This window comes from Flavobacterium cauense R2A-7 (assembly GCF_000498475.1).
Lineage (GTDB): Bacteria > Bacteroidota > Bacteroidia > Flavobacteriales > Flavobacteriaceae > Flavobacterium > Flavobacterium cauense.
In genome coordinates, this window is the sequence record NZ_AVBI01000024.1 from 140,982 (window position 1) to 165,617 (window position 24,636).

The window sequence follows — 24,636 nt, forward strand, 5'->3', positions numbered from 1 at the left end:
GTGAAATCTTTTGTAAATTAGCGTTCTAAATTTTCTTCAGATGAAAAAAAGTTGGATTGCTGTTTTTTCCCTTTTGTGCTTTTCCTGTGGCGTAAAAAAAGTTACCGATGTGCAAAAATCGGATTCGGTTACTGCTACTGAAATTTTGGTTAAAGACACCTTGAAGCCAAGTTTTACTTCGGTGGAAATTGATACTTTGTTGCAGGAGAAACTCAGCATCCGTGCTTTGGAAGTGGATAAGGACAAGGTCTGGTATGCCGCAAATAATGGAAATTACGGCTATTTGAGTCTGCACGGTGGGAAAAATTTCGTTGGGAATATTGCAAAAGACACACTGAAATTAGAATTCCGAAGCATGGCGCAAACCAAAGACCATGTTTTTGTACTGAGCGTGGCCAATCCCGGATTGTTGTATCGAATTTCGAAAGACGAAACGGAAGTTCAATTGGTGTATCAGGAAAAAGGCGAAAAAGTGTTTTACGATGCGATGCATTTCTGGAATGATTCCGAAGGGATTGCCGTAGGAGATCCGACGGAAGATTGTTTTTCACTGCTTCTCACCAAAGACGGCGGACAAACCTGGCACAAAACAAGTTGTGATAAATTACCTAAACTGGCTGATGGCGAAGCTTTTTTTGCGGCCAGTAATACCAACATCATCAGTAAAGGAAAAAGAACCTGGATTGTTTCCGGCGGAAAGAAATCAAGTGTTTTTTATTCCGATAACAAAGGAAAATCGTGGCATATTGTCGAAACGCCTATTATTCAGGGCAGTGCGATGACCGGGATTTTTTCGGCCGATTTTTATGATGAAAACATTGGTTTTGCTACCGGTGGCGATTATGAAAAACCACAACAGAATTTCGGAAATAAAATCATCACACGAGATGGCGGAAAAACCTGGAATTTAATTGCAGAAAATCAAGGCTTCGGTTATGGTTCCTGTGTACAGTTTGTACCAAATTCTCATGGAAACGAATTGGTTACCGTTGGCGCATCAGGAATTTTTTATTCGTATAATCAAGGAAAAAGCTGGAAGAAAATTGCCGATTACAAAGATTTGTTTACCCTTCGTTTTGTTGACAGTAAAACGGCTATTGCTGCCGGAAATAAGAAAATTATCCGCTTGCGGTTTAAATAAAAAAAAGGCTGGTTTTTACCAGCCTTTTTTAGATACTTAACTAACCAAAGAATTTTGAGAAAAATCCTTTTTTATCTTCTGTTTTAACTTCTGCTGTTGCCGCTGCTGCCGCGTTTTGAAGTTCAACCGATTTTTCATGTTCGCTCATGATTTCCATGATAAAATCGACATAGGTTTTATTTTGTTCCTCCAAATACCCGATCAGGTATTTTTCGCTGGCTTCCATGCTGCTGGCACTTTCAATTTGGAGTAATCTTTTGTATAAAGGTTCGATGTGTTTGGTTATTACTTCTTGTGGTACGGCCTTGCGTCGCGCGAAATAATTTACGATGTTTCCTTTTTCGTCTTTGGAAATGTCGAAATCTGTAATTACCCAATAATAACGACCGGATTTGGCCATGTTCTTTACAATGGCGTGGTAATTATTTCCTTTTTTTAAATTATCCCAAAGCACTTTAAAAATTACTTTCGGCATATCGGGATGACGGATAATGTTGTGGGGTTGCGACATCAGTTCATAATCTTCATAACCGCAAACATCGATAAAAACTTCATTGGCATATTCTATGGTACCAAATCGGTCCGTTTTACTCATAATTGTTTTGGTTTTGTCCCAAGAAACTTCTTTGTCAATAGGTATTGGTCTTTCAAATACTTCCATTTTAAAATAAATTTTTAATTCGTTATCAAGGGCAAAGTACATGGATTTTTTTGTGCGATTATATGACAAAAATCAGCTTGTAGTTTTTTTTGTTTTTTTAAAAATCCGGCCTGTTTAAAGGGATTTTCGCCGAATTCAGCCGAAATGGAACCGGTAGTAATGCTGTCATGGTTTTATTTAACAAAAAAGGAGCAAAATGCTCCTTTTTTAACGTCGTCCTTTACGGTTTTTCATTTGCTCCAGCAGTTTTTCTTTGAATTCAATTTCCAGCTGTTTCAGCATTAAAATCTTTTGATTCGGAATAACCCCTTGCAAATCTTTCGTGAGTTTTCTGCGGTTTTCCTGAATGTCACTTTCTAATTTATCGTCCTGTTCCATTAACGCAGCTGTTTCTTTATCGGATAAATCGGCAGCGTTTTCGGGACGCAGTTTGTGCATTAGTTGCCTTTTCTGTTTGTGAAATTCCAACTGGCGTTCATCAAACTGGTTGAAAATCGGCCAAAATTTCTGCGCTTCTTCAGGTGTCAGATCCAAGCGATCCGAAATAAAAGCCACACGCAACGCTTTAATGCGCTCCATTTGTTTTTCCCTGTCCTGTGCAAAAGTGGTCACCGACAATAAAAGTAACAGTATAATAATTATTTTTTTCATCTTAATTCAAATATTCGTTAACGTAAGTTTCAGATTCGGAATCGTATAGGCCTAAATCTTTTTCAATAGTGGTAATGTCTTCATCGGTTAAATGATAAGCAATATCTTCAGTAGACAAATCGCTGGAATAAGCCAAATACTCCTGAGACGAAACCGTAAGGGCATTTGCCTGTTGATTGTAATAAAACCAAGTCCCCAATGCAATCACTAAAACTGCTGCAATGCCGGAGATCCAAACCGATTTGCGTTGCCACAACGAAATTACTTTCACTTCCGGTTCCGGAAGCTGATTCATGATCCGGTCTTCCAGATTCTCGAAATAATGCTCGGGAATTTTAAATCCGGTTTCAATTTTCGGGTCATTATGTAAGTCAAACTTTTTCATATTCATTTTCATAACTATTAGACAAAATTAAGCCCTAAAGGTTTAATTCGTGTTTAAATATTCTTCAATTTTTTTGACGGCATGAAAATACGAAGCTTTCAAAGCGCCCACGGATGTTTCTAAAATATCCGACAGGTCTTCGTATTTCATTTCTTCAAAATATTTCATTTTAAAAACCAATTGCTGCTTTTCCGGTAAAGTGGCTACCGCTTTTTGCAGTTTTAGCTGAATTTCATCTCCATCATAATCCACATCAGCCTGCAAGCTGTTAATCATTTTTTCCTGCACTTCTTCATTTGAAATGCCGGATTTCTTCGCACGTTGGTTGATAAACGTAATCGCTTCATTGGTTGCAATGCGGTACATCCACGAAAATAACTTGCTTTCCCCTTTAAAATTTTTCAGGTTCTGGAAAATCTTAACAAAGGTGTTTTGCAACACATCATCGGTATCATCATGATTCAAAACAATAGTCCGAATATGATTGTACAACGGACGCTGATACTCGCGCACCAACTTCCGAAACGCCTCATTCTGCGTTTTCGGGTTCAGTAATTCCGCGATAAATTGTTTCTCGTCCTGCAAGTGAAATCGATTTGTAGATAAGACTAAAGATAAGGGAAAAGGTTTAATTGGTTGATAAGTTTGATGGGAAAAGGGAGAAGGGATTTAAATTCAGTTTTTTTTGAAGCGAGTGGTCGTTTTGTGTCGGGTTTTGTAAATCCTGCTGTCCGCTCTACGCGGTGCCGCTCCCATCAGGGCTAGGGAGGAAACCATTTTTATTTTTGTTAACTAAAAATAAGCGGGCAACTTTGTACCTTTGCGCACAACAACACAATTTACAATGATTAAAACCGTAATTTTCGACATGGACGGCGTAATTGTCGACACCGAGCCTGTTCACAAATATGCCTATTTCAAACATTTTGACGAATTAGGAATCGAAGTTTCCGAGGAAATGTATGCTTCTTTCACCGGAAATTCGACCCGTAATGTTTTCCAGCGCATCAAAGAAACCTTCAATTTAGAACACGAAGTCGAAGATTTGATTCTGCGCAAACGCCATTTATTTAACGAAGCGTTCGATACCAAACCTGATTTGGAACTGATTGAAGGCGTTCATAATCTGATTAAAAACCTACACGAAAACGGCATGCAGCTGATTTTAGCTTCTTCGGCATCGAAAAGTACGATTCAGCGTGTTTTCAACCGTTTCGATTTGCATCAGTATTTCACCCATACCGTAAGTGGCGAGGACTTTCCAAAATCAAAACCGCATCCTGCCATATTTTTACACGCGGCATCTCTTTCCGAGGCGCCAAAAGAACATTGCATCGTGATAGAAGACAGTACCAACGGCGTTCAGGCTTCCAAAGCAGCGGAGATTTTCTGTATCGGTTATCACAGTGAAAATTCCAAACATCAGGATTTATCGTTGGCCGATTATATTATTCATCATTTTGATGAAATTGATTTTGCGAAGATTAAAGGTATTAAAACAGAATAGGATTTAATTTTTGATTATTCCCCTCCTTTGGAGGGGAATTTAACCAACAGCTTCTTTATACACTTGTAAGCATTTTTCACGCGCTTCTTTATGATCTACAATGGGTTTCGGATATTTGGATGTTTCCAGTTCCGGAACCCATTTTTTGATGTATTTCAAATCTTTATCGAATTTCTTAATTTGTTCCGTAGGATTAAAAATCCTGAAATAAGGCGCAGCATCCACACCACTGCCGGCTGCCCATTGCCAATTTCCCACATTGCTGGCTTGTTCGTAATCCAAAAGTTTTTGTGCAAAATAGGTTTCACCCCAACGCCAGTCGATTAACAAATGTTTGCACAGAAAACTTGCCACAATCATACGCACACGGTTGTGCATGTGTCCGGTCGCGTTGAGTTCACGCATGCCCGCATCCACAAAAGGATAACCGGTTTTTCCTTCGCACCATTTTTGGAAAAGCTCTTCATTGTTGCTCCATTGAATTACGTCGTATTTTTCCCGGAAACTTCGGTTAACGGTATGTGGGAAATGCCATAAAATCTGCATGAAAAATTCGCGCCAGATTAATTCGTTCCAAAAGGTTTCGTTTTTGGCTTCAAGGGCTTTGCTCACCATTTTTCGGACGGAAACCGCGCCAAAACGCAAATAGATTCCCAATAATGAAGTTCCTGCAATAGCTGGAAAATTACGGGTGTCTTCATAATTCGCAATCAGTTTTTCGGAAATATTGAATGGCGGAACGGTTATGGATGAAGTTGTGAAACCAATGTCAGATAAACTCAGAAAAGGGTAGGAATGGAGCGTTACGCTATCCAAAAGTGTTTCGGAAGGATAATGCACCAAACCGGTTTTACGAAAATTTTCCTTCCACTTTTTGGAATATGGCGTATACACCACATACGGAGTGCCATCGTCTTTAACTACATCGTTTTTTTCAAAAATCACTTGGTCTTTGCAGGTTTTGAATTCGACTGCGTTGGTTTTGAAAAGTTCATTCAGCATTTTGTCCCTTTTACGGGCATAGGGTTCGTAATCATGATTGGTGTAAACACTCGTGATTTTGTTTTCGGAAATCAATTTCTTAAAAACGTTTTCCGGAGTTCCGTGAAACAATGCCAGTGATTTTCCGATTGCGTTCAGTTGTTCCTGAATTTTAGCCAACTGATTGTGAATGAAAGTTACCCGTGCATCATCTTTCGGCAATTGGGAAAGGATGGTTTCATCAAAAATGAAAATTGGAAGTACTTCTTCCGTACCGTTTAAAGCATGAAAAAGCGCTGTGTTATCGTCTAATCGTAAATCGCGTCTAAACCAAAAGATGTTCATATTTTATGTTTGTGGTTTTACTTAAATATGCAATTGTCCTTGTTACCCGTTTATTAACAACGTTGACATACCGCCATCGACATGGAAAATTTGTCCGGTAATCCAGGAACTTTTATCACTTAACAGAAAGCTTGTCATTTGGGCACTGTCTTCCGGTTTTCCAAATCGTTTTAACGGATGGCGCTCGGCTGATTTTTCCTGTTTGGTTTCGTTGTTCAGGAATTTTTCGGCTAATGGAGTGTCCGTTAAGGAAGGAGCAATCACATTAACTCTGATTTTTGGGGCATATTCTGCGGCTAAGGCTTTGGCAAAACCTTCAATCGCACCTTTTGAAGCAGCAACACTGGTATGAAATGGCATTCCCATCATGGCAGCAACACTGCTGAACAGAACAATACTTGCCTGTTCGGCAGCTAAAAGGTTGGGTAATACCGATTGAATGACTTTAATCAGGCTTATGAAATTAAGTTGTAAATCGCTTTCAAAAGCTTCAGGTTTTAATCCTTTAAACGGTCTTAAATTGATGCTTCCCGGGCAATATACCAAGCCATCAATAGTGGTTGGAAGAAGAGAAGTGTTAATTGAATCGGTTAGGGCATCGAAGGAAATATGCATCGCTTTTACATCAGCTAAAGCAGCATTACTTCTTGAAGCAATGAACAGGTTACTATTGTCTTGAAGCTCTTTTGCAATCGCTAATCCGATTCCGTAGGAGCCCCCAATTATTAATATGTTTTTCATGGTTGATTTTTTGCATTTGTACTATCGAATTCCCCAAAAAGTTCAATCAGTTTTTTTTTTCGGAATGCAAATATTTCATTCAGTTTTGGTCGTATTACTATCGGATGCAATAACGTTCCGATGATACCATAAGGCACTTTATAATGTACAATGTCTTCCATTTCCACACCACCGTCGATTTCTTTGAAGAAATGCTTGTGATGCCAGAATTTATAAGGTCCGAAGCGTTGTTCGTCTACAAAAAATTCGTTTTCTTTTACATGTGAAATTTCAGTAACCCATTCCATTGTAATACCACTGAAAGGCGAAATCTTATAATGAATAATTTGTCCGGCAAACATTTTACGTTCGTCACCGGAAAGGGTTTGAAATTTCATCGAATCCGGAGTAATGGTATTTAAGTTTTTCGGATCCGAAAAGAATTCCCAAGCCTTTTCTAATGATATTGGCAGTTTTTGCTTTGAATGAAGAGTGTACATCGGAAATATTTTTTTGTAAAATTACAACATTGTTTAATCTTTTTAAAAAATAATTAAACATAAAAGCTTATTTAAGCTATTATTAACATTTTGAGTTTGTATTTTTTACTATTTTCGTTGCTCAGAAATCAAATAAACGAAACCTAAAATTATGAAAAAAATAATGCTGACTGCGGTTTTTGCCTTTGCAACATTGGCAATGCAGGCGCAGGTTAAAACACCACAAGCGAGTCCGAGTACAAAAATTGAGCAGGTTGTTGGACTTACAGACGTTGAAATCGACTATTCGCGTCCTAGTACAAAAGGAAGAACGGTTTATGGAGAATTGGTTCCTTATGGTAAACTTTGGAGAACCGGAGCGAATGCCAATACAACGATTACCTTCAGCGAAGATGTTATCATAGATGGAAAAACCCTAAAAAAAGGGAAATATGCTTTGTATACTTTACCAAAAGCAGACAGTTGGGATGTTATTTTTTATGCCGATACTGATAACTGGGGATTACCTGAAAATTGGGATGATGCAAAAGTGGTTCTAAGAACTACAGTGAAACCTGAAACCTTAAACCGTAAAGTGGAAACGTTTACTATTGGTGTAAACAATGTAGATAATGATTCTGCGTCACTTGAATTGTCTTGGGAGAAAACCATTGTAGCGGTTAAATTCGAAGTTCCTACACAAAAAACCGCAATGAAGAGCATCGAGAAAACATTGGCTGGTCCTTCTTCGTCTGATTTCTTCTCGTCTGCGCAATACTTCTACCAATCTAACGGCGATTTGAACAAAGCCTTAACATGGGTTAATAAAGCTGTAGATATGGAAAAAGAACCACCGTTTTGGTACTTACGTTTAAAATCCCTGATTCAGGCGAAAAAAGGCGATAAAGTTGGAGCCGTTGAAACAGCTAAGTTATCTTTAGCAGCTGCAGAAAAAGCTAAAAACATGGATTACGTTAAGATGAACAAAGATTCCATTGCAGAATGGTCTAAGAAATAATCTTACTATACTATTGAAAAAAGGCTGTCGTTACTGACAGCCTTTTTTTATTCTTTGGTTTTTAGAACACTTTGGAATAAAATCCCCAAAATAATGGTAAGCATTGCCCCGATAAAATTCAGCCAAAGGAAACTTACGATATCAAGATAATAAATGTAAAAAATGGTAAGTTGTGTAATAACGGCGCTCCAGAAAACGGCTCGTGCTTTTACAAACTTCACATAAAAAGCCACGAGGAAAATCCCCAAAACAGTTCCGTAAAAGATAGAACCTACAATGTTTACCAACTGAATCAGGTTTTCAAAAAGTGTTCCCACGCACGCAAACAAAATGGCGATGATGCCCCACATTAGAGTGAAAAGTTTGGTAGCCGTAACAAAATGTTTTTCGGATTTGTCGGCTCTTAAGTTTCGTTTGTAAATATCTATAGTTGTGGTTGATGCCAATGCGGTTAACCCGGAGGCCGAGGACGACATCGCCGCCGAAAAAATCACCGCCAACAACAAACCAATCAGTCCTTTTGGTAAGAAATTCAGAATAAAATAAAGGAAAACATAATCTTTGTCGTTGGTTTCAGTTTTGTCGTCTACTTCAGCAATAATCTCTTTGGCTTGTTCGCGCAGATCTTTTTCTTTGCCGGAAAGCGATACCATTTTCTGCTGCAAAATTGGGTTGTCGAAATCCTGATTCAACTGTCCGACATACAACATGCTGATTTCTTTCTTTTCCGACTGAACAGCGTCGAGTTCTTTTTCCAGTTTTTCGTATTCGGATTTATGCTTTGAATTTTTTACCAAATCGTTATTCGTCGGATTAAAATGCAACGGCGAGGAGTGGAATTGGAAAAACACAAAAACCATAACACCGGTCAGCAAAATAAAAAACTGCATCGGAACTTTCAGCAAGCCGTTCATAATCAGTCCCATCTGACTTTCACGAATCGATTTCCCGCTCAAATAACGTCCAACCTGCGACTGGTCCGTACCAAAATAGGAAAGCGCTAAAAAGAAACCGCCTGTAATTCCGCTCCAGAACGTGTATCGCGTTTCGGGATTAAAGGAAAAGTCGACGATATCCATTTTGTCATTCGCACCCGCAATGCCCAAGGCGTTACTGAAACTCAATTCTTCAGGTAAATAGCTTAAAATCAGAAAAAAAGTTATAAACATTCCGGTCATAATCACAAACATCTGCTGTTTCTGCGTTACGTTAACCGCTTTGGTTCCGCCCGAAAAGGTGTAAATGATCACCATAATTCCAATCACAATGTTCATCAGCGTCAGGTTCCAACCCAATAAGGCCGACATAATAATCGCCGGAGCATAAATCGTCAGTCCGGTTCCCAATCCGCGTTGAATCAGGAATAGGATAGAAGCCAGCGAACGCGTTTTTACATCGAAACGCTGCTCCAGAAATTCATAAGCGGTAAAAACCTTTAGTTTGTGGTAAATCGGAATAAAAGTGATGCAAATCACCACCATGGCAATCGGCAATCCGAAGTAAAACTGCACGAAACCCATTCCGTCATGATAGGCTTGTCCGGGTGTGGAAAGAAACGTAATCGCGCTCGCCTGAGTAGCCATAACCGAAAGTCCAACGGTCCACCAAGGCGTTTCGTTGTTTCCGAGAATGTATTCTTCCACATTTTTACTGCCTTTGGTTTTCCAGGCGCCGTAAATTACGATAAATAGAAGGGTTACCGAAAGTACAATCCAATCAATTAGCTGCATAATCTAAGCGTACATTTGCATTAAGAAATAGAACAATAAAATATAGAACGCGTTGAGCAGCAACACTATCGTATAACTTCTTTTCCACTTAAATTCTTCTTCTTGCATGGTTTTATTTTTTAGGAGCATCACGCTCGTTTTATCAATCACTTTCAGTCCTGCTGTACGCTATATCTTTTTTAGTGTCTTCGGGAACCGCAGTCACCAAAAAAAGGATGCCGCTGCCATCAGGGCTATACAACACCTTTTGTATTTCAAATCGCATTATTCCCCAATCGCAATCAGGTTGGCCATTAAACGGAATGCCCCGGGAACTCCTTCCGGTAATTCCCTGAAGAAACTCAACCCAGTATAAATATAATGTCCTTTACCGTATTTTGCTACTAACAATCCGCTGATTTTTTCGGTTTCACCTTTATCGTGCGACGAAAGTATTGGTGTGAATTCTTTTGCCCATTTGTTCGGATAATACAATCCCTGCTCCTGAATCCAGCATTCAAAATCCTTTTCGGTAATTTTATTAGGGAAATTTAAAACCGCATGTTTAGGGTCGAGGAAGGTCACCTTTGCCGTTTCTTCGGTAACACGGTCTTGTGATAATTTCAACTCATAAGGCGCAATGTCGTTGGTAACCAGTTTTCCGTTTGTATTGTACTGAACAATCATAGTTCCGCCGTTTTTCACGTAATCAAACAGCACATTTTGCTTGAATTTCAAAGCGTCAATCGTGTTGTAAGCTCGGATTCCGACTAAAATCGCATCGAAATCTTTAATGCTTTCCGTAGTAATTTTTTCCGGGGAAAGTAGTGTTACGGTATAATCCATTTGGCGTAAACTTTCCGGAACTTCATCGCCGGCGCCCATAATATAACCAATATTGCTGCCACGGGTTTCAATTTCAATCTTATTGAATTTTGCCTCCGAGGGTAATAAAATCTGTTGCAACGGAATGTGTGCGTAATCTATCGTAACCAGTTTTTTATCAAAACGGACATTGTTGATTACTGCAATACTTTTCGCCACGGCTTCAGTAGGATAGGATGGAGGAATCACTTCGAAGGTTACTGTTTTTTCGCTTCCTTTTTGGGGTAATTCAAATGCGATTTTCTTCGGCCAGACTTTCCAATCGGCAGGCAAATCTAAAATAACATCGCCTTTGCAGTTGTCTTTTCCGGCTTTTATTTTTACTGAAATCAGGTGTTTACGGTTGTTCGGGAATAATTCTACCTTGTTTAGTATTTCGGTTGTTACTTCGGGTAAAACAGCTAACGGTTGGTACATTTCGCCTTTTACCGGATCGTTGAATTTGTACACGACATTCTTATAAATATCAAACGGAACATCGCAAATGGAAATTTTCCAGTGCAGTTGCAGCGGATTGGTTTCGGGTTTTCCAACCATACTTTTATCCGTTACCGAAAATAAACCCAGTGTTCCTTTGTCGTTTAACCAATAAGGCGATGAAAAAGGCATGGATTCCGGAATTTTAACTTGTTTTTCAGTTTTAAAAACTACATTGTTTTCCAGTTTTTTATCTTCTGCAATCACTGTGTTCAAAAAATCTACAGATGCAATGGTTATGAATTCATTGCTGCGGTTGGTTGCTTCGAGTTTTAAAGTAATCTCGCTGTTCGGATTGGTAATCTGCATTGAGGCAACACCTTCCAGATACAAGCCGCAGCAAGCCATAATAATGTTTTCCAGCTCTTGTTTTTTAAGCGTTCTCCAATGTTCGTCGTCTAATTTGCAGATTAATTTATAGGCTTCCACCAATTTAGGTAAATGGACTTCCGGGTTTTTGAAATTGAAATTCTGCTGTACATCCAACAGGATTTTACCGATGGCTTCTCCACCTTTAACTCTTGTCCAGGTGGTGTTAATGCCATCGAAAAGGTTATTCTTGTCTTTCGGAAAATCACCTTTTAAAAATTCCAGATATTCCAATTCGTTGCCACGCGTTCCGGTACTTCCAAAACCCTGACATTGGTGCTGACTTCTGCTTAAAGCCGCAATTTCACCGTTGCTTTTTCCTTTCAGAGGATAATAAACACCGGTATTGATGCTGATTAAATTCGATTTATCGGCTTTTTTGAAATTTTCCTCACTGCCGTAAAACCACCATGAAGTATTAAAAAATAGTCGTTTGGGTTGCCAAACGGAAGTCGTGGTTAATTGTTCGGGATACACATTTGAATCGTTTGCTTTTTCAAAAGCTTCATAACTTAAAATGGCTGAAGCCGTATGATGTCCGTGCGTGGTTCCCGGTGTTCGGTGATTGAAACGATTGATGATTACATCCGGTTTGAATCTGCGGATGGTTAAAATAACGTCGTTTAAAATTTCTTCTTTGTTCCAGATTTCAAAGGTTTCTTCCGGTTCTTTGGAATAGCCGAAATCGTTGGCGCGGGAAAAAAACTGTTCGCCACCGTCGATTCTTCGGGCAGCAAGTAATTCCTGCGTTCTCAAAACACCTAATAATTCCTTGAGTTCTGTTCCAATTAGATTTTGTCCGCCGTCGCCTCGGGTTAACGATAAATAACCGGTACGGGCTTTGGTTTCATTGGCTAAATAGGAAATGAGTTTTGTGTTTTCATCGTCGGGATGGGCAGCGATATAAAGTACAGAACCTAAAAAGTTGAGTTTTTCAATCCGACTGTAAATATCGGAAGTGCTTAATTTTTGCGGTTGTTGTGCAAAAACCGGTACAGAAATCAAATATAAAAAAGTATAAAAAAGTAAGCTGAGCTTCTTCATAATGTAGTGTTATTCTTGATTTTCAAATATACTGAAATAGGTTGTGAGAACTATTTATTTAACATGAAACCCTTATCAAAATAACATTTTTTTCACTAAAAAGGAAAAGTTGGTTTCGGATAAACCTTCGGGCCATTGTTTTTTTGGATGAAATTAAAAAGGGTAAAGACTTTACAATCTTTACCCTTTTATAGTTACCGATAAATGTTATCCTCTTCTTCCGTTGCCGTGATCGCCGCCATTTCCACGTCCGTTTCCGTTTCCGCGACCGTTTCCATTACCACGGTCGTTTCCTCTTTCACGACCGTTATCATTTCCTCTCGCATTTCCATTATCTCTTGAACCTTTGTATTCGGTTCTAAAATCATTGCTACTTCTTTTTTCCCCACGATTATCATTTTGATTTCTGTAGTAATCCCTTCTGTCATCATCATTTCGTTCTCTGCGGTATCCTTCTCTCGGACCATTGTACACCACTTGCGGACGAGGACCTATTGTTCTTTGTACCGGACCTCTGTAATGGTGGTGGTATTTTACTTTATGTTGTTTGTAGTAAATATAAGGGTTTGGTCCGTAATCGTGTAAACACACTTTATAAGCATCGTATAAATCATAATGTCTGTAACGGTAAGGTAAGTACGCAGCTCTTATCCATCCTCCTCCATCAAAATAAATGAACATTGCCGATGGAATGTCATAATAGACTTCGATTTCAGGAATGTAGTAATAACGGGTTTCGGGATATCCTACAGGCCCCCAAACCGGAGGTGTGCCTATGTTTACATTCACATTAACCTGAGAATGTGCACTCAACGTCATTAGAAACAATCCTGCGAATAAAAATTTAATAGCTTTCATAATCGTATATTTTAATTTAACCAATATTCGTTCGTTGATGAATTATTTCCAACTACCGTGCCAAAATGATTTTCCGCGTAAATTGAATTGAAAAATGAAAGTTGTATTTTGTTTTAATTAGTTGTTAATCAGTGGTTTGTTTATGGTTTTATTTTGTGTTAAAAAAACAAAGCAAGGCTTTAATGTCCTTGCTTTGCTTGTATTTATAAAGTATTTATTTCCCTTTTCCGTGCCCTTTTCCGTTACCATGTCCTTTTCCACCGCCGTCATTGTCGTGTTTTTGACCGTGAAAATTGTCATTGAAATGGATTCCGTTCCCAGATTTCGGATTCCCTTTTTTATGATGCCCGTAATGATTACCATTATCGTGTTTCATTTTGAAAGGTTTCTGTTTGTAGTTTTTGTATCCTTTCGGGAATTTGGTTTTGTGAACTTCATAATAGCGATACGGATTATCACCTCTGAAATTCAAAACAACTTTATAACCGTTGTATAAATCAAAATGTGAATACCTGCTAGGCAATGCTTTTGCATGAATCCATCCTCGCGGCCCCATATAAACAAACATTCCGGCGTTTATGTCGTAATAGGTTTCGATATCCGGGATGTAATAATAACGGGCTTCTGCATAGCCAACCGGTCCCCAAACAGGAGGAGTTCCGATATTTACGTTCACAGATACTTGAGCTTTAGTTAATAATGAAAAGAATAAAGCAAAACCAAGAAGTACTAATTTGATTGATTTCATAGATAATGTGTTTTAGAATTATTAAAGTATTCGTAGTATTAACGCTGTTATTCATTAAAAAACTATAAAAAAAACATAAAAAATGTTAATTAATCCATAAACTCACGGTCTTCGATGTGTTGACTAACGATGGTAATTCCTTTTTGCATCAAAAGATTGTTTGGATACGTTACACGTTCACCGCTTTTGGTTTTTAATAGTGCATGAAAGGCTGTAATGTCCAGAATTTCGCCTTCTACGGGAAAATCTTTATCGTGAATAAGAATCACATCACCAATTTTAAAAGGGAAATTAAAAAACAGGATGATTCCCGCAGTAACATTACTCAGAATAGACCATTGCGCAAACATGGCTACCCCAATAATTGCTGATATGGAAGAAGCAAAAAAGATAATTTGTGTTGTCCGGATTCCCCAAATGGTGAATAGTACAATTGCCGTAAGTATATTGACAAGGATGTGTATGTATTTGATAACCAAATTTGTGCGATGCTCAATTCTTTCGGAAACGCTGGCAAAACGACGAACAATTTTGGCAACAATAACCCGAACTAATACAAAAAGAATCAGTGTTATTACAGTGGCGACAATTTCGATATAAAACTGATGGTTTTCCATTTCATTTGCTTATCTATACAAATGTAAGCAAATGTTGATAAACTTTATCTACCGGTAATCCAACAACATTGGCATAGGAACCGTCAATTCTGGAAATGGCCACAAGTCCGATCCACTCCTGAATTCCGTAAGAACCGGCTTTGTCGAACGGTTTGTAATTGTCTAAATAATAGGTGATTGCTTCGTTTGAAAGTGTATTGAATGTAACTTTGGTAACTTCAAAAAAAGTATCGGTTTTATCTTTGGTTCTGATGCAAACAGACGTAATTACTTCATGCGTTTTACCGGAAAGCGATTGCAGCATTTGAAAAGCATCATTGTAATCTTTCGGTTTGCCCAACGCTTTGTTTTCATGCCAAACAATGGTGTCGCTGGTAACCAAAATATCATTATCTGAAAGTTCGCCTAAAAATTCATTGGCTTTCAGTTCGGCTAAATAATTGGTGATTTCTTCCGCTTTTAAAGCATCGGAATAGATTTCCTCGACTTCTTTTAATCGGATTTCAAAATCCAAATCCAAATCTTTGAAAAACTGCTGACGTCGCGGTGAACCCGAGGCTAAAATAATGTTGTATTTTTTAAGTTTTTCTCTAAGCATTGAATTTAATGTTTAAGGTAATTGCAACGACAGAAAGAATTCCGAATAGCAACACCAATTTTAAAACTAAACTTAGATGTTTAAAATCTTTTTTTGTTTTGGCATTCCAGATTTTGATTAAAAAATAGAGTAGTGGTGCCAATACGAAAAGCAGTAAATAAACAATTACCAGTTGTACTTCCATCAGGTTTTCATTCATGTAATAAATCAGAAGTGCGATAGGAATGAATGTTAATCCGAATGCTATTTTAGCAGTTCTTTCTTTACCTAAAACGATGGGAAGCGTACTCATTCCCGAATTGTAATCGCCATCCATATCTTCAATGTCTTTTACAATTTCACGGATAAAATTAATCATGAAGGCAAATAGCGCATAATCCAAAAGGATGCTAAAAAGCGTTGCCATTTGCAGCTGATTGCTTTCCTGAGTAATAGGATATAAGTCGAAAATTCCAATAATAACGACGCTGAATGACAGTAAAAGAGCCACAATGATGTTACCGATTAAAAGATTTTGCTTCAGACTTGTTGCATACATATACAAGGTTCCGGCAACAACAATGAAAACCGCAGAAAACATAGGTTTTTGAATGATATTGGAAAGGTAAAAACCAATTCCGACACCAATAATGTTGAATGCTACATAAATATTGTAAGCCATTCCTTCCGAAATGTGTTTGCCAACAATTACGTTTTCGGGTTTTGAAAAATCATCGGTTTCCTGATCCATGATGTTGTTAATCACATAACCGCCGGCTGCAATGCAAACTGTCGCAATTACCAATAGGATAAATTCAACATCGGATAAGGCAAGTTCCAATTCCGGCTGATTTTTAAAGAATACAAAGTGAAAAACAAGCTGCATTAAAGCGAGCATTAACAGGTTTTGGTAACGTATTAGTTTTAAAAAATTCATATTTATTCAGTGTTCAGTATTTTTTACTCCGAATTTTTCGGAATTTCTAATCATCTAATTTATTGGTTTTTGATCTGCTGCAATTTAATCAAATTTCGCATCAAAGTGCTCCATCCATTTGCCCTGCACTTTCATAACTTGTTCGATAACATCACGAACAGCGCCTTTTCCGCCATTGCGGTGGGAAATATAATTGGCAATGTTTTTAATTTCGGGAACAGCATCTTGTGGGCAGGTTGGTAACCCCACCAATTGCATCACATGATAATCCGGAATATCGTCACCCATGTACAAAACCTGTTCGGGTTTGATGTTATAGATGTCGGTGAATTCTTTAAACGTATCCACTTTGTTGGGAACGCCTAAATGAATATCGGTAATGCCCAGATTTCGCAATCGAACACGCACGCCTTCGTTGCTTCCACCGGAAATAATACAAACGGTATAACCATTTTCAACCGCCGCCTTCATGGCATAGCCGTCACGAATGTTCATTTCGCGAAGCATTTCTCCGGTTGGGGTTATGTGTACGGTTCCGTCGGTCAGTACGCCATCAACGTCAAAAATAAACGTGGTGATGTCGTTCATAATCTCTTTATAACTTTTAGCCATTGTATTTTTGTATGGATTGGGTTAACAATTGATAAATTGCTTTTTTATTTTTATCGTCTAAGAAAGACAAGTGTTTTTCTATTGTTTTCTGGTCGTTGCGTTTTGCCGGACCGGTTTGTGCTTCCATTGGGGAAAGCGTTTTGATTTTATCGGCAGTTTCCTGAATTAACGGCAACAGAATTTCAAATGGAACCTGATTTTCATCACAGATTTCTTTTCCCAATTGGTACAGATGATTCACGAAATTGCACGAAAAAACGGCAGCAACATGTAAGCTTTGCCTTTGTTCGGAACTGATTTTAAAAACCTTATCCGAAATGGATTTTGCAGCTGTTTCCAATACCAAATAATCGGATTCGTTTTCGGTTTCCAAACACAGCGGAACTTCTCTGAAATTAACCGATTTTGATTTGGAAAACGTTTGTAGCGGATAGAAGACACCTTTTCGGTTTTTAGCATGTAAAGCATCTAAACCAACGCTTCCCGAAGTGTGAACCACCAATTGATTTTCAAACGGAAGTTGGTTGGAAACTTCGGCAATAACATCATCTGTTACTGAAATAATGGTAATATCCGCGGGTTTTAAATCAGAATAGTGTGTAACAATCGTATCATCGGAAACCAAATGATTTATGTTTTCCCTTTTACGTGAAAAAACCTGTTGCAAAACAATAGTTTCCGTTTGTTGAAAAACCGAAATCAAATGCTGTGCAACATTTCCCGAACCGATGATATTAATGCTAATCATATTTAAACTGCGTCAACTATCGCAATAAAATCCTCCGCTTTTAAAGCAGCGCCACCAATCAATCCGCCGTCAACATCCGGTTTAGAGAAAATTTCTTTGGCATTGTCGGGTTTTACACTTCCTCCATATAAAATGGAAACGTTTTCGGCTACGGGGCTTCCGTAATGATGCTGAATGGTTTCACGAATGAATTTGTGCATTTCCTGCGCTTGTTCCGGTGAAGCAGTTTCTCCGGTTCCGATAGCCCAAACGGGTTCGTAAGCCAGTACGATGTTTACCCAGGCATTGGCTTCCAGATGAAACAATCCGTCGCGTAACTGATTTTCAACGACATTGAAATGTTGTTTGTCCTGACGGTCTTTTAGCTCTTCTCCGATGCAGAAAATAACACGCATTTCGTGTTTTAAAGCGGTGTCAACTTTATTTGCTAAAAGCGCATCGTTTTCTTTGAAATACGCGCGTCTTTCGGAATGACCGATAATTACATTATGTACTCCGATAGAAGTCAGCATGTCGGCAGAAACTTCACCTGTGAACGCACCGCCTTCTGCCTGATGCATGTTTTGTGCGGCAACACCAATGTTGGTATGTTCCAGAATATGAACCGCTTGTGATAAGTTTACAAACGAAGGAGCAACGATTACTTCTACCTCTTTTCCGGAGGGAAGCTGGTTTAAAATAGCTGCCAGTAACTGAGTGGTTTCTCCGGCATTTTTATTCATTTTCCAGTTTCCGGCTACAATATTATGTCTCATTATTTTAAAGTTTTTAGTGTCTCAATCAGTTTGGTGTCATCGGCTTCAATCGCTCTGAAAAGGGCAATTTTTCCTTTTTTGTCCACTACCATGTAACGCGGAATCCAGTTCAGATTAATAGATTTTCCGAAGATGCCTTTCATGCCGTCAGTTGCCATGTAATGTTCGCCGTTGACATCATATTTTTCAATGCCTTTTTTCCAGTTTTCCTGAGTTTTATCCATTGAAAGGAACAAGTACGTAGCATCCGGAAATTGTGTTTGAAGTGCTTTTACTTTCGGCATACCTTTGATACAATCCGAACACCAGGAAGCCCAAACATCGATTACTACGGTTTTTCCTTTGTATTTTTTCAGGATATCTTTGAACGCAACGGAGCTTCCGTCTAAAGCTGTCATTTGGTTTTCCAACGCTTCTTTTTTGAAAGCCTTATCGTCCTGTCTGTCGGTATACGAATAGATTGCAAATACAGCAAGTGCGGAAACTACAAGTAAAAATATTTTCTTCATGATTAATTACAATTTAACATCCTCAATATCATTCCAATGTTTCTTATCAACAATTGTTCCTTTGTGGAGCACTACGATACTCGGATTGGCTCTTTCAATAGTTTTTAACGTTGTGGCATCACAGAAATAGTAATCGAAAGTAATGCCGTTTTCCTGGCGGAATTTCGCAATATCTTCAATAGGAGAAGCCGTCATTCCAAGCACTTTATAGCCTTTTTTCTGTGCTTTTTGAGAGAACGCTTCAAGCTTGGCTAAACCTTCCGATTTTGCTTTTTTCAAATCGTAGGAAATCAGCATTATCACTTTTGGAGCGTTAAGCATTTCTTCGGTAAAATCCTGTCCGTCCAGCTCAATTGTAAAATCGTGGATGGGAGGAACGTAGCCTTGGCTGATTAATTTATCCTCACGGCGTACAAATTCTGCTCCGGCTGGTAAACTCATCAAATCTTTTTCTCCGAAATTTTGTTCTTTTCCGCCCACTTTGTAAACGAAATTCATCTCGTAAACTGAACGTGGAGCATCTTTTGGAAATTCCATACCTTTTTGAATGTTGGTTCCGATTTTATAAGCTCTGAAATCCTTTAAAGGCAAATGGTTTAATACCCAATAACCCATAAAAAGACAAAGAGAATACGCCACAAATACAGTTAATGCATTCGGCATTGATTTTAGCAACGGGTTGATTTTCTTTTGGTTGAAAAATAAAATCAATATGAAAAACAACAGGATAACATCTTTGGTGAACGATTCCCAAGGCGTTAATTTCAGCGCATCTCCGAAACATCCGCAATCGGTAACTTTATTGAAATAAGCCGAATAGAACGTCAGAAACGTGAAGAATACAATCATCAGTAATAAACTCCATACGGTCCATTTTGGTTTAAAACCAAGTAGCAAAGCAACGCCTAAAACAACTTCAAAAACAACTACAAAAACGGCAATTGCCAATGCAAAAGGCACTAAAAAAGGAATGTTCAGAACGCCTTCCGAAAAATATTCTTCCAGTTTAAAGGAAAATCCGATGGGATCATTAAGTTTGATTAATCCCGAAATAATGAATAAAATCCCAACAATGATTCTTGACAGGTGTACTAAATATTTCATATTATTTGTTATGGTTTAGCCAGTCGTTACTGGTCATTTCAAATTTAATTTCTTTCGTTCCGTGTAAGCCGGTTTCTTTCCAGCCTGCTTTTCGGTAAAACTGCTCGGCTCTTGTATTGAAGGCGGTTCCTAACCAAACTTTATCTTTAGATTGTTTAAAATACCAATCCAGCATAATGTCATGCAGTTTTTTTCCGATTCCCTGTTTTTCAAAATCGGGATGGATGAAAAGCGCCCAGATATTATCGTCTTTCAAATCGGCAATGGCAAACCCAACAATTTGGTTTTCAGTTTCGCAAACCCAGCCTTTTCCTCTTTCGAATAAAAATATTTCGCAATCTTTATCGGAAACTAAATCCGGATTGGATAATGTGTTCTCTTTAACCGAATTCCTTACAATTTGAATTTGTCTGATATCCTCAATTTTGGCCTCTCTGAATAGCATCTGGAGTTATTTTTTACTGAATCCCATCAAAATCAATGCAAAAACAGAATAATTAATCATATCCTGATAATTGGCATCAATGCCTTCAGAAACCAATGTTTTTCCTTTATTGTCTTCGATTTGTTTCACGCGTAAAAGTTTTTGCAGAATCAAATCGGTCAGCGAACTCACTCTCATGTCGCGCCAGGCTTCGCCGTAATCGTGATTTTTGGCTTCCATCAGTGCTTTGGTAATCGCCACTTTTTCATCGTATAAACGAACCGCCGTTTCCCAATCCAAATCCGGTTGGTCCACTACGCCCAAATCCAACTGTATCAGCGCCATAATCGAATAATTGATGATTCCGATAAATTCTCCGGTTTCGTCTTCGTCTATTTTGCGAACTTCATTTTCCTGTAAACTGCGGATGCGTTGGGCTTTTATAAAAATCTGATCGGTAAGGGACGGAAGGCGTAAAATGCGCCATGCACTACCGTAATCCTTCATTTTTTTGCTGTATAAATCGCGGCAAATGGCGATTACTTTATCAAATTCCTGTGAGGTGTTACTCATTTTCTGGTTATCTTTGTTCTAGAATTTTCAAATGTAAAGAATAAAGCTTGAAGTTCAAAAAAACACGAACCGTAAAGTACAATTAATAAAAACAGCCATTGTTCCAATGACCATCAACTGTAAAGGCGAATTAGTCGATTTATCTTCCCCGAAAGTAATGGGGATTCTTAATATCACTCCCGATTCTTTTTTTGACGGCGGAAAATACAAATCCGATGCCGATTTCCTGAATCAGACTGAGAAAATGCTTTCCGAAGGCGCATCGTTTATTGATGTTGGCGCGTATTCATCACGACCAAATGCCGTTTTTGTTTCAGAAGAACAAGAAATTAAACGATTGACACCGATTGTGGCGCTGCTTGTAAAAAAGTTTCCTGAAATCATATTGTCCATTGATACTTTTCGGGCAGAAGTGGCTAAAGTGGCGATTGACAATGGTGCCGCAATTATTAATGATATTTCCGCCGGATTATTGGACGACAAAATGCTTCAGGTGATTGCAGATGAAAAAGTGCCTTACATCATGATGCACATGCGTGGAACACCGCAAACGATGACCACGCTTACGGATTACGAGGATATTGTAAAGGAAATGATTTTCTATTTTTCCAAACGCATTGCCGCCGCAAGAAGTCTGGGTATTAACGATATTATTATCGATCCAGGATTCGGATTTGCCAAAACCATTGAACAGAATTATGAAGTTTTGCAAAAACTGGAGCTTTTTCAAATGTTGGAATTACCTTTGTTATCGGCAATTTCAAGAAAATCGATGATTTATAAAGTTTTGGAGAACAATCCAGAGGAAGCTTTGAACGGAACGACTTTTCTGAATACGATTTCGTTGATGAAAGGTGCTAAAATTCTTCGCGTTCACGATGTGCAAGAAGCCGTGGAATGTGTTACATTATTTAAAAAATTGCAAAATCATGAATAAATTACTGTCGCTTTTTACCGTTTTGGTATTGTTTTCCTGCGGAGAAAAAAAAGAAATCCTGTTGCCGAAAACTGATGTTACGGTTGTGAAAACAGTTTCCGATATTTCAAAAATCGATTTTTTCTTTAAAACCGAAAATAAAGATACGTTGGCTGAAATCAATAAAAATGCAATAATTACCACTACCAATTGGGTTTTTAATATCGACAAACGTTTGCCGTTGAAAACCATTCTTCCCGATATTATAAAACTTCAGGAGAAAAAGATTAAAAAGAAAAGCGATGAAGATCTTCCGAAAGATAATTTCTATTCGTATGCCGACAGTATCGGAAAGAATTTAGCGTTTCTTCCGTTTACGCATGTGAAGTATGTTCTGAAAAATTATTCGGATACTAAATCGCCGGAAACACTGGTAATCCGGTTTGACAAAAACAACAAGATGATCTGTAACGCTGTTCCGATATCGGAAAAAGAATTGAATAACTATATCGTAACCAATTTTAAAGATAAAAAGCTGAAAGTCTGCTTTATTTTTGATAAAAACCTTTCTTTTGGCGAATATATGTCGGATAAAATCCTCTTTACCAAATTATCGTTTCCTAATCTGATTTTTGACGGAACTGAATATGTGTTTTAGTTGTCAGTATAATAGTTGACAGTTTTCTGTAATCTGCCTTCTGCAATCTGCCGTCTGCAATCTGCCAACTGCTTACTGATGATGATACGGCTCGTTGCGTAAAATTGTAAATCCGCGATAAAGTTGTTCGATAAAAAACAATCGTACCATCTGATGGGAGAACGTCATCAGCGAAAGCGAAATTTTTCCCTGCGCTTTTTTGTACACTTCTTCGCTGAAACCATAAGGGCCGCCAATGACGAAGACCAAGGTTTTTACGCCGGAATTCATTTTTTTCTGCAATTCTTCGGAAAAACCTACACTAGAGAACGTTTTACCATTTTCATCCAGTAAAATCAATTGGTCGGTAGCGGAAAGTTTTGCCAGAATCAGTTCGCCTTCTTTTTCTTTTTGTTGGGCTTCCGACAGGTTTTTTACGTTTTTGATATCCGGAATAATCTCCAATTCAAACTTAATGTAAAAAGACAGACGCTTAGTGTAATCGTCTATTAAAGTTTGCAGCGCTTTGTTGTCGGTTTTACCGATGGCGAGGAGTTTGATATTCATGAGTTCGGATTAAAAAGCAAAGATAACAGATTTTTAGATTATGGTTTGGAATCTTAAATGCAGCAGAATTTGTATTGTATTTATCATAAAATCAGTAAGATATGTTAAAGTTTTAGTTTTGTTTTCAAAACCATTCGCATGCAAAACCTCAAATAATCAAAAAAATGTATCTTTGACCGCAAATGCTTTTGAAATGATTACAACACAAACAACACAGCTGGAGCAGTATTTTCAGCAATTCAGAAAAAACATCATCGGAATTGATCAGGAATTTGATTCGCCTTTCGGAAGAAAGAAAATCATTTACACGGATTGGACCGCTTCAGGCCGTTTATACCGTCCCATCGAAGAAAAACTGATGAATGAATTCGGACCGTTTGTGGCCAATACCCATACCGAAACTACGATTTCCGGAACGGCAATGACGATGGCCTATCATGAAGCGCGTCACATTATCAAACACCATGTAAACAGTAATGAAAACGATGTTTTGATTGTTGACGGAACAGGAATGACAGGTGTAATCAATAAATTTCAACGTATTTTAGGACTGAAAGTGCCTGAAAATCTTCAGAAATACACGCAGATTCCTGAAGAAAAAAAGCCGGTGGTTTTCATTTCGCACATGGAGCATCATTCGAATCAAACCTCATGGTTGGAAACGATTGCAAAGGTAGAAGTGATTCCGGCCTGTGAAAAAGGTTTAATTTGTCTGAACAGTTTCAAAGCTTTATTGGAAAAATACAAAGATTGTACCTTAAAAATAGCCTCAATAACCGCTTGTTCGAATGTAACGGGAATCAGAACGCCTTATCATGAAGTAGCCAAGCTGATTCACCAATATAATGGTGTATGTTTTGTTGATTTTGCTTGTTCGGGTCCGTATGTAAAAATCGACATGCATCCGGCAGACAATCCGGAAGGGTATCTGGATGCTATTTTCCTCTCACCACACAAATTTCTTGGCGGTCCCGGTACTTCGGGAGTTTTGGTTTTCAATAAAAAATTATATAAAAATATGGTGCCCGATCATCCGGGAGGAGGAACGGTAAGCTGGACCAACCCTTGGGGAGAGCACAAATATCTGGACAATATTGAAGAGCGTGAAGATGGCGGAACACCGGGGTTTCTTCAGGTAATTAAAACCGCTTTGGCCATTCAGTTGAAAGAGCAAATGGGCATCGACAATATTCTGAAACGCGAACACGAAATTGTAGAGTATGTTTTTGAACGTTTAGGGAATGTTCCTAATATCAATATTTTAGCGGGACAGCATCAGGACAGGTTGGGAGTGATTTCGTTTTATATCAACGATTTACATTTTAACCTTGGTGTGAAAATCTTAAACGACCGATTCGGAATCCAAACCCGTGGCGGATGCAGTTGTGCCGGAACGTATGGTCATTATCTGTTGCATGTGGATCAGGAAACATCACATTATCTAACTGATAAAATCACTTCCGGTGATTTGATTGAAAAACCGGGATGGATCAGAATGTCGATTCACCCTACAACTACTTCGGCGGAAATCGAATACGTTTGCGACAGTATTAAAGCTTTGGCTGAAAATCACACGGATTGGGCAAAAGACTACGAATACAATAAAAATTCCAATGAGTTTGTACACAAGAACGCATTACATCAGGAAAAAGCGATGGTAGCCAATTGGTTTAAATTATAAT

Annotated in this window: 28 protein-coding genes; 6 read left to right on the plus strand and 22 right to left on the minus strand. The window is 38.3% G+C overall.

Annotated features, from left to right (window positions below):
• Positions 1-40 precede the first annotated feature (40 nt).
• Positions 41-1,141, plus strand: a complete 1,101-nt coding sequence (locus FCR2A7T_RS14055) for a WD40/YVTN/BNR-like repeat-containing protein (RefSeq protein WP_023571968.1) — start codon at positions 41-43, stop codon at positions 1,139-1,141.
• A gap of 40 nt (positions 1,142-1,181) precedes the next feature.
• Here FCR2A7T_RS14055 and FCR2A7T_RS14060 read toward each other — a convergent pair whose 3' ends face one another.
• The 4 genes from FCR2A7T_RS14060 to FCR2A7T_RS14075 form a co-directional block, all read right to left on the minus strand.
• Positions 1,182-1,802, minus strand: coding sequence for a PAS domain-containing protein (locus FCR2A7T_RS14060; RefSeq protein WP_035118775.1), 621 nt, complete (start codon positions 1,800-1,802; stop codon positions 1,182-1,184).
• 207 nt (positions 1,803-2,009) lie between these two features.
• A complete protein-coding gene (locus tag FCR2A7T_RS14065; RefSeq protein WP_023571970.1) occupies positions 2,010-2,453 on the minus strand; it encodes a hypothetical protein in 444 nt (147 codons plus the stop codon).
• A 1-nt stretch (position 2,454) separates the two neighbouring features.
• Positions 2,455-2,838: a hypothetical protein gene (locus FCR2A7T_RS14070; RefSeq protein WP_051369570.1), complete on the minus strand. Its 384-nt coding sequence runs from the start codon at positions 2,836-2,838 to the stop codon at positions 2,455-2,457.
• A 42-nt stretch (positions 2,839-2,880) separates the two neighbouring features.
• Complete coding sequence (locus tag FCR2A7T_RS14075; RefSeq protein ID WP_023571972.1) at positions 2,881-3,423, minus strand: RNA polymerase sigma factor; 543 nt, start codon at positions 3,421-3,423, stop codon at positions 2,881-2,883.
• Positions 3,424-3,682: 259 nt separating this feature from the next.
• Here FCR2A7T_RS14075 and FCR2A7T_RS14080 point away from each other — a divergent pair, with 259 nt between their 5' ends.
• Entirely contained in the window at positions 3,683-4,345 is a 663-nt protein-coding gene (locus FCR2A7T_RS14080; protein ID WP_023571973.1) for an HAD family hydrolase, read from the plus strand.
• Positions 4,346-4,384: 39 nt separating this feature from the next.
• On the opposite strand, the gene FCR2A7T_RS14085 is transcribed toward FCR2A7T_RS14080, so the two are convergent.
• From FCR2A7T_RS14085 to FCR2A7T_RS14095, 3 genes are read right to left on the minus strand one after another with little or no spacing between them, the layout of a single operon-like run.
• Positions 4,385-5,671: a cryptochrome/photolyase family protein gene (locus FCR2A7T_RS14085; RefSeq protein WP_023571974.1), complete on the minus strand. Its 1,287-nt coding sequence runs from the start codon at positions 5,669-5,671 to the stop codon at positions 4,385-4,387.
• Between the two features lie 42 nt (positions 5,672-5,713).
• Complete coding sequence (locus FCR2A7T_RS14090) at positions 5,714-6,412, minus strand: SDR family NAD(P)-dependent oxidoreductase (RefSeq protein WP_035118742.1); 699 nt, start codon at positions 6,410-6,412, stop codon at positions 5,714-5,716.
• Complete coding sequence (locus FCR2A7T_RS14095) at positions 6,409-6,891, minus strand: SRPBCC family protein (RefSeq protein ID WP_023571976.1); 483 nt, start codon at positions 6,889-6,891, stop codon at positions 6,409-6,411. The genes FCR2A7T_RS14090 and FCR2A7T_RS14095 overlap by 4 nt, the downstream gene beginning before the upstream one ends.
• A gap of 151 nt (positions 6,892-7,042) precedes the next feature.
• Here FCR2A7T_RS14095 and FCR2A7T_RS14100 point away from each other — a divergent pair, with 151 nt between their 5' ends.
• Positions 7,043-7,888 carry a DUF2911 domain-containing protein gene (locus FCR2A7T_RS14100; protein ID WP_023571977.1) on the plus strand — a complete coding sequence of 282 codons (846 nt, stop codon included), beginning with the start codon at positions 7,043-7,045 and terminating at the stop codon, positions 7,886-7,888.
• Positions 7,889-7,935: 47 nt separating this feature from the next.
• On the opposite strand, the gene FCR2A7T_RS14105 is transcribed toward FCR2A7T_RS14100, so the two are convergent.
• From FCR2A7T_RS14105 to FCR2A7T_RS14170, 14 genes are all read right to left on the minus strand, one after another.
• Entirely contained in the window at positions 7,936-9,618 is a 1,683-nt protein-coding gene (locus FCR2A7T_RS14105; RefSeq protein WP_023571978.1) for a sodium:solute symporter, read from the minus strand.
• Between the two features lie 264 nt (positions 9,619-9,882).
• Positions 9,883-12,372: a PIG-L family deacetylase gene (locus FCR2A7T_RS14110; protein WP_023571980.1), complete on the minus strand. Its 2,490-nt coding sequence runs from the start codon at positions 12,370-12,372 to the stop codon at positions 9,883-9,885.
• Positions 12,373-12,579: 207 nt separating this feature from the next.
• Positions 12,580-13,230 (minus strand): hypothetical protein, encoded by a 651-nt coding sequence (locus FCR2A7T_RS14115; RefSeq protein WP_023571981.1) that lies wholly within the window; start codon positions 13,228-13,230, stop codon positions 12,580-12,582.
• Positions 13,231-13,444: 214 nt separating this feature from the next.
• Positions 13,445-13,978: a hypothetical protein gene (locus FCR2A7T_RS14120; RefSeq protein ID WP_023571982.1), complete on the minus strand. Its 534-nt coding sequence runs from the start codon at positions 13,976-13,978 to the stop codon at positions 13,445-13,447.
• 89 nt (positions 13,979-14,067) lie between these two features.
• The gene (locus FCR2A7T_RS14125) at positions 14,068-14,595 is read right to left on the minus strand and encodes a mechanosensitive ion channel family protein (protein WP_023571983.1); all 528 of its coding nucleotides are present in this window, start codon (positions 14,593-14,595) and stop codon (positions 14,068-14,070) included.
• Positions 14,596-14,608: 13 nt separating this feature from the next.
• Positions 14,609-15,193 (minus strand): Maf-like protein, encoded by a 585-nt coding sequence (locus FCR2A7T_RS14130; RefSeq protein ID WP_035118744.1) that lies wholly within the window; start codon positions 15,191-15,193, stop codon positions 14,609-14,611.
• Complete coding sequence (locus tag FCR2A7T_RS14135; protein WP_023571985.1) at positions 15,186-16,109, minus strand: geranylgeranylglycerol-phosphate geranylgeranyltransferase; 924 nt, start codon at positions 16,107-16,109, stop codon at positions 15,186-15,188. Before FCR2A7T_RS14135 ends, FCR2A7T_RS14130 begins: the two co-directional genes overlap by 8 nt.
• A gap of 84 nt (positions 16,110-16,193) precedes the next feature.
• Entirely contained in the window at positions 16,194-16,721 is a 528-nt protein-coding gene (locus FCR2A7T_RS14140; RefSeq protein WP_035118748.1) for a KdsC family phosphatase, read from the minus strand.
• Complete coding sequence (locus FCR2A7T_RS14145; protein WP_023571987.1) at positions 16,714-17,469, minus strand: Rossmann-like and DUF2520 domain-containing protein; 756 nt, start codon at positions 17,467-17,469, stop codon at positions 16,714-16,716. Before FCR2A7T_RS14145 ends, FCR2A7T_RS14140 begins: the two co-directional genes overlap by 8 nt.
• A gap of 2 nt (positions 17,470-17,471) precedes the next feature.
• Positions 17,472-18,224 carry a triose-phosphate isomerase gene (gene tpiA / locus FCR2A7T_RS14150; RefSeq protein ID WP_035118750.1) on the minus strand — a complete coding sequence of 251 codons (753 nt, stop codon included), beginning with the start codon at positions 18,222-18,224 and terminating at the stop codon, positions 17,472-17,474.
• On the minus strand, positions 18,224-18,733 hold the full coding sequence (locus tag FCR2A7T_RS14155) for a TlpA family protein disulfide reductase (RefSeq protein ID WP_023571989.1): 510 nt from the start codon (positions 18,731-18,733) through the stop codon (positions 18,224-18,226). The genes tpiA and FCR2A7T_RS14155 overlap by 1 nt, the downstream gene beginning before the upstream one ends.
• A gap of 6 nt (positions 18,734-18,739) precedes the next feature.
• On the minus strand, positions 18,740-19,837 hold the full coding sequence (locus FCR2A7T_RS14160; RefSeq protein WP_023571990.1) for a BT_3928 family protein: 1,098 nt from the start codon (positions 19,835-19,837) through the stop codon (positions 18,740-18,742).
• Position 19,838: 1 nt separating this feature from the next.
• Positions 19,839-20,282: a GNAT family N-acetyltransferase gene (locus FCR2A7T_RS14165; protein WP_023571991.1), complete on the minus strand. Its 444-nt coding sequence runs from the start codon at positions 20,280-20,282 to the stop codon at positions 19,839-19,841.
• A 6-nt stretch (positions 20,283-20,288) separates the two neighbouring features.
• Entirely contained in the window at positions 20,289-20,834 is a 546-nt protein-coding gene (locus FCR2A7T_RS14170; RefSeq protein WP_023571992.1) for a DUF1599 domain-containing protein, read from the minus strand.
• Between the two features lie 106 nt (positions 20,835-20,940).
• Here FCR2A7T_RS14170 and folP point away from each other — a divergent pair, with 106 nt between their 5' ends.
• Together folP and FCR2A7T_RS14180 are read left to right on the plus strand one after the other, a co-directional pair.
• Positions 20,941-21,771 (plus strand): dihydropteroate synthase, encoded by an 831-nt coding sequence (gene folP, locus FCR2A7T_RS14175; protein ID WP_023571993.1) that lies wholly within the window; start codon positions 20,941-20,943, stop codon positions 21,769-21,771.
• Complete coding sequence (locus FCR2A7T_RS14180; RefSeq protein ID WP_051369571.1) at positions 21,764-22,408, plus strand: hypothetical protein; 645 nt, start codon at positions 21,764-21,766, stop codon at positions 22,406-22,408. The genes folP and FCR2A7T_RS14180 overlap by 8 nt, the downstream gene beginning before the upstream one ends.
• A 72-nt stretch (positions 22,409-22,480) precedes the next feature.
• Here FCR2A7T_RS14180 and rlmH read toward each other — a convergent pair whose 3' ends face one another.
• Positions 22,481-22,954: a 23S rRNA (pseudouridine(1915)-N(3))-methyltransferase RlmH gene (rlmH, locus tag FCR2A7T_RS14185; RefSeq protein WP_023571994.1), complete on the minus strand. Its 474-nt coding sequence runs from the start codon at positions 22,952-22,954 to the stop codon at positions 22,481-22,483.
• Positions 22,955-23,147: 193 nt separating this feature from the next.
• On the opposite strand from rlmH, the gene FCR2A7T_RS14190 reads away from it, so the two are divergent.
• On the plus strand, positions 23,148-24,635 hold the full coding sequence (locus FCR2A7T_RS14190) for an aminotransferase class V-fold PLP-dependent enzyme (protein WP_035118783.1): 1,488 nt from the start codon (positions 23,148-23,150) through the stop codon (positions 24,633-24,635).
• Position 24,636 lies beyond the last annotated feature (1 nt).

Excerpts from the sequence above, each read along its gene's own strand:
- FCR2A7T_RS14055 (WP_023571968.1), top strand. The coding sequence starts at position 41 with ATGAAAAAAAGTTGGATTGCTGTTTTTTCCCTTTTGTGCTTTTCCTGT.
- FCR2A7T_RS14060 (WP_035118775.1), bottom strand. The coding sequence starts at position 1,802 with ATGGAAGTATTTGAAAGACCAATACCTATTGACAAAGAAGTTTCTTGG.
- FCR2A7T_RS14065 (WP_023571970.1), bottom strand. The coding sequence starts at position 2,453 with ATGAAAAAAATAATTATTATACTGTTACTTTTATTGTCGGTGACCACT.
- FCR2A7T_RS14070 (WP_051369570.1), bottom strand. The coding sequence starts at position 2,838 with ATGAAAAAGTTTGACTTACATAATGACCCGAAAATTGAAACCGGATTT.
- FCR2A7T_RS14080 (WP_023571973.1), top strand. The coding sequence starts at position 3,683 with ATGATTAAAACCGTAATTTTCGACATGGACGGCGTAATTGTCGACACC.
- FCR2A7T_RS14085 (WP_023571974.1), bottom strand. The coding sequence starts at position 5,671 with ATGAACATCTTTTGGTTTAGACGCGATTTACGATTAGACGATAACACA.
- FCR2A7T_RS14090 (WP_035118742.1), bottom strand. The coding sequence starts at position 6,412 with ATGAAAAACATATTAATAATTGGGGGCTCCTACGGAATCGGATTAGCG.
- FCR2A7T_RS14095 (WP_023571976.1), bottom strand. The coding sequence starts at position 6,891 with ATGTACACTCTTCATTCAAAGCAAAAACTGCCAATATCATTAGAAAAG.
- FCR2A7T_RS14100 (WP_023571977.1), top strand. The coding sequence starts at position 7,043 with ATGAAAAAAATAATGCTGACTGCGGTTTTTGCCTTTGCAACATTGGCA.
- FCR2A7T_RS14105 (WP_023571978.1), bottom strand. The coding sequence starts at position 9,618 with ATGCAGCTAATTGATTGGATTGTACTTTCGGTAACCCTTCTATTTATC.
- FCR2A7T_RS14110 (WP_023571980.1), bottom strand. The coding sequence starts at position 12,372 with ATGAAGAAGCTCAGCTTACTTTTTTATACTTTTTTATATTTGATTTCT.
- FCR2A7T_RS14115 (WP_023571981.1), bottom strand. The coding sequence starts at position 13,230 with ATGAAAGCTATTAAATTTTTATTCGCAGGATTGTTTCTAATGACGTTG.
- FCR2A7T_RS14120 (WP_023571982.1), bottom strand. The coding sequence starts at position 13,978 with ATGAAATCAATCAAATTAGTACTTCTTGGTTTTGCTTTATTCTTTTCA.
- FCR2A7T_RS14125 (WP_023571983.1), bottom strand. The coding sequence starts at position 14,595 with ATGGAAAACCATCAGTTTTATATCGAAATTGTCGCCACTGTAATAACA.
- FCR2A7T_RS14130 (WP_035118744.1), bottom strand. The coding sequence starts at position 15,193 with ATGCTTAGAGAAAAACTTAAAAAATACAACATTATTTTAGCCTCGGGT.
- FCR2A7T_RS14135 (WP_023571985.1), bottom strand. The coding sequence starts at position 16,109 with ATGAATTTTTTAAAACTAATACGTTACCAAAACCTGTTAATGCTCGCT.
- FCR2A7T_RS14140 (WP_035118748.1), bottom strand. The coding sequence starts at position 16,721 with ATGGCTAAAAGTTATAAAGAGATTATGAACGACATCACCACGTTTATT.
- FCR2A7T_RS14145 (WP_023571987.1), bottom strand. The coding sequence starts at position 17,469 with ATGATTAGCATTAATATCATCGGTTCGGGAAATGTTGCACAGCATTTG.
- tpiA (WP_035118750.1), bottom strand. The coding sequence starts at position 18,224 with ATGAGACATAATATTGTAGCCGGAAACTGGAAAATGAATAAAAATGCC.
- FCR2A7T_RS14155 (WP_023571989.1), bottom strand. The coding sequence starts at position 18,733 with ATGAAGAAAATATTTTTACTTGTAGTTTCCGCACTTGCTGTATTTGCA.
- FCR2A7T_RS14160 (WP_023571990.1), bottom strand. The coding sequence starts at position 19,837 with ATGAAATATTTAGTACACCTGTCAAGAATCATTGTTGGGATTTTATTC.
- FCR2A7T_RS14165 (WP_023571991.1), bottom strand. The coding sequence starts at position 20,282 with ATGCTATTCAGAGAGGCCAAAATTGAGGATATCAGACAAATTCAAATT.
- FCR2A7T_RS14170 (WP_023571992.1), bottom strand. The coding sequence starts at position 20,834 with ATGAGTAACACCTCACAGGAATTTGATAAAGTAATCGCCATTTGCCGC.
- folP (WP_023571993.1), top strand. The coding sequence starts at position 20,941 with ATGACCATCAACTGTAAAGGCGAATTAGTCGATTTATCTTCCCCGAAA.
- FCR2A7T_RS14180 (WP_051369571.1), top strand. The coding sequence starts at position 21,764 with ATGAATAAATTACTGTCGCTTTTTACCGTTTTGGTATTGTTTTCCTGC.
- rlmH (WP_023571994.1), bottom strand. The coding sequence starts at position 22,954 with ATGAATATCAAACTCCTCGCCATCGGTAAAACCGACAACAAAGCGCTG.
- FCR2A7T_RS14190 (WP_035118783.1), top strand. The coding sequence starts at position 23,148 with ATGATTACAACACAAACAACACAGCTGGAGCAGTATTTTCAGCAATTC.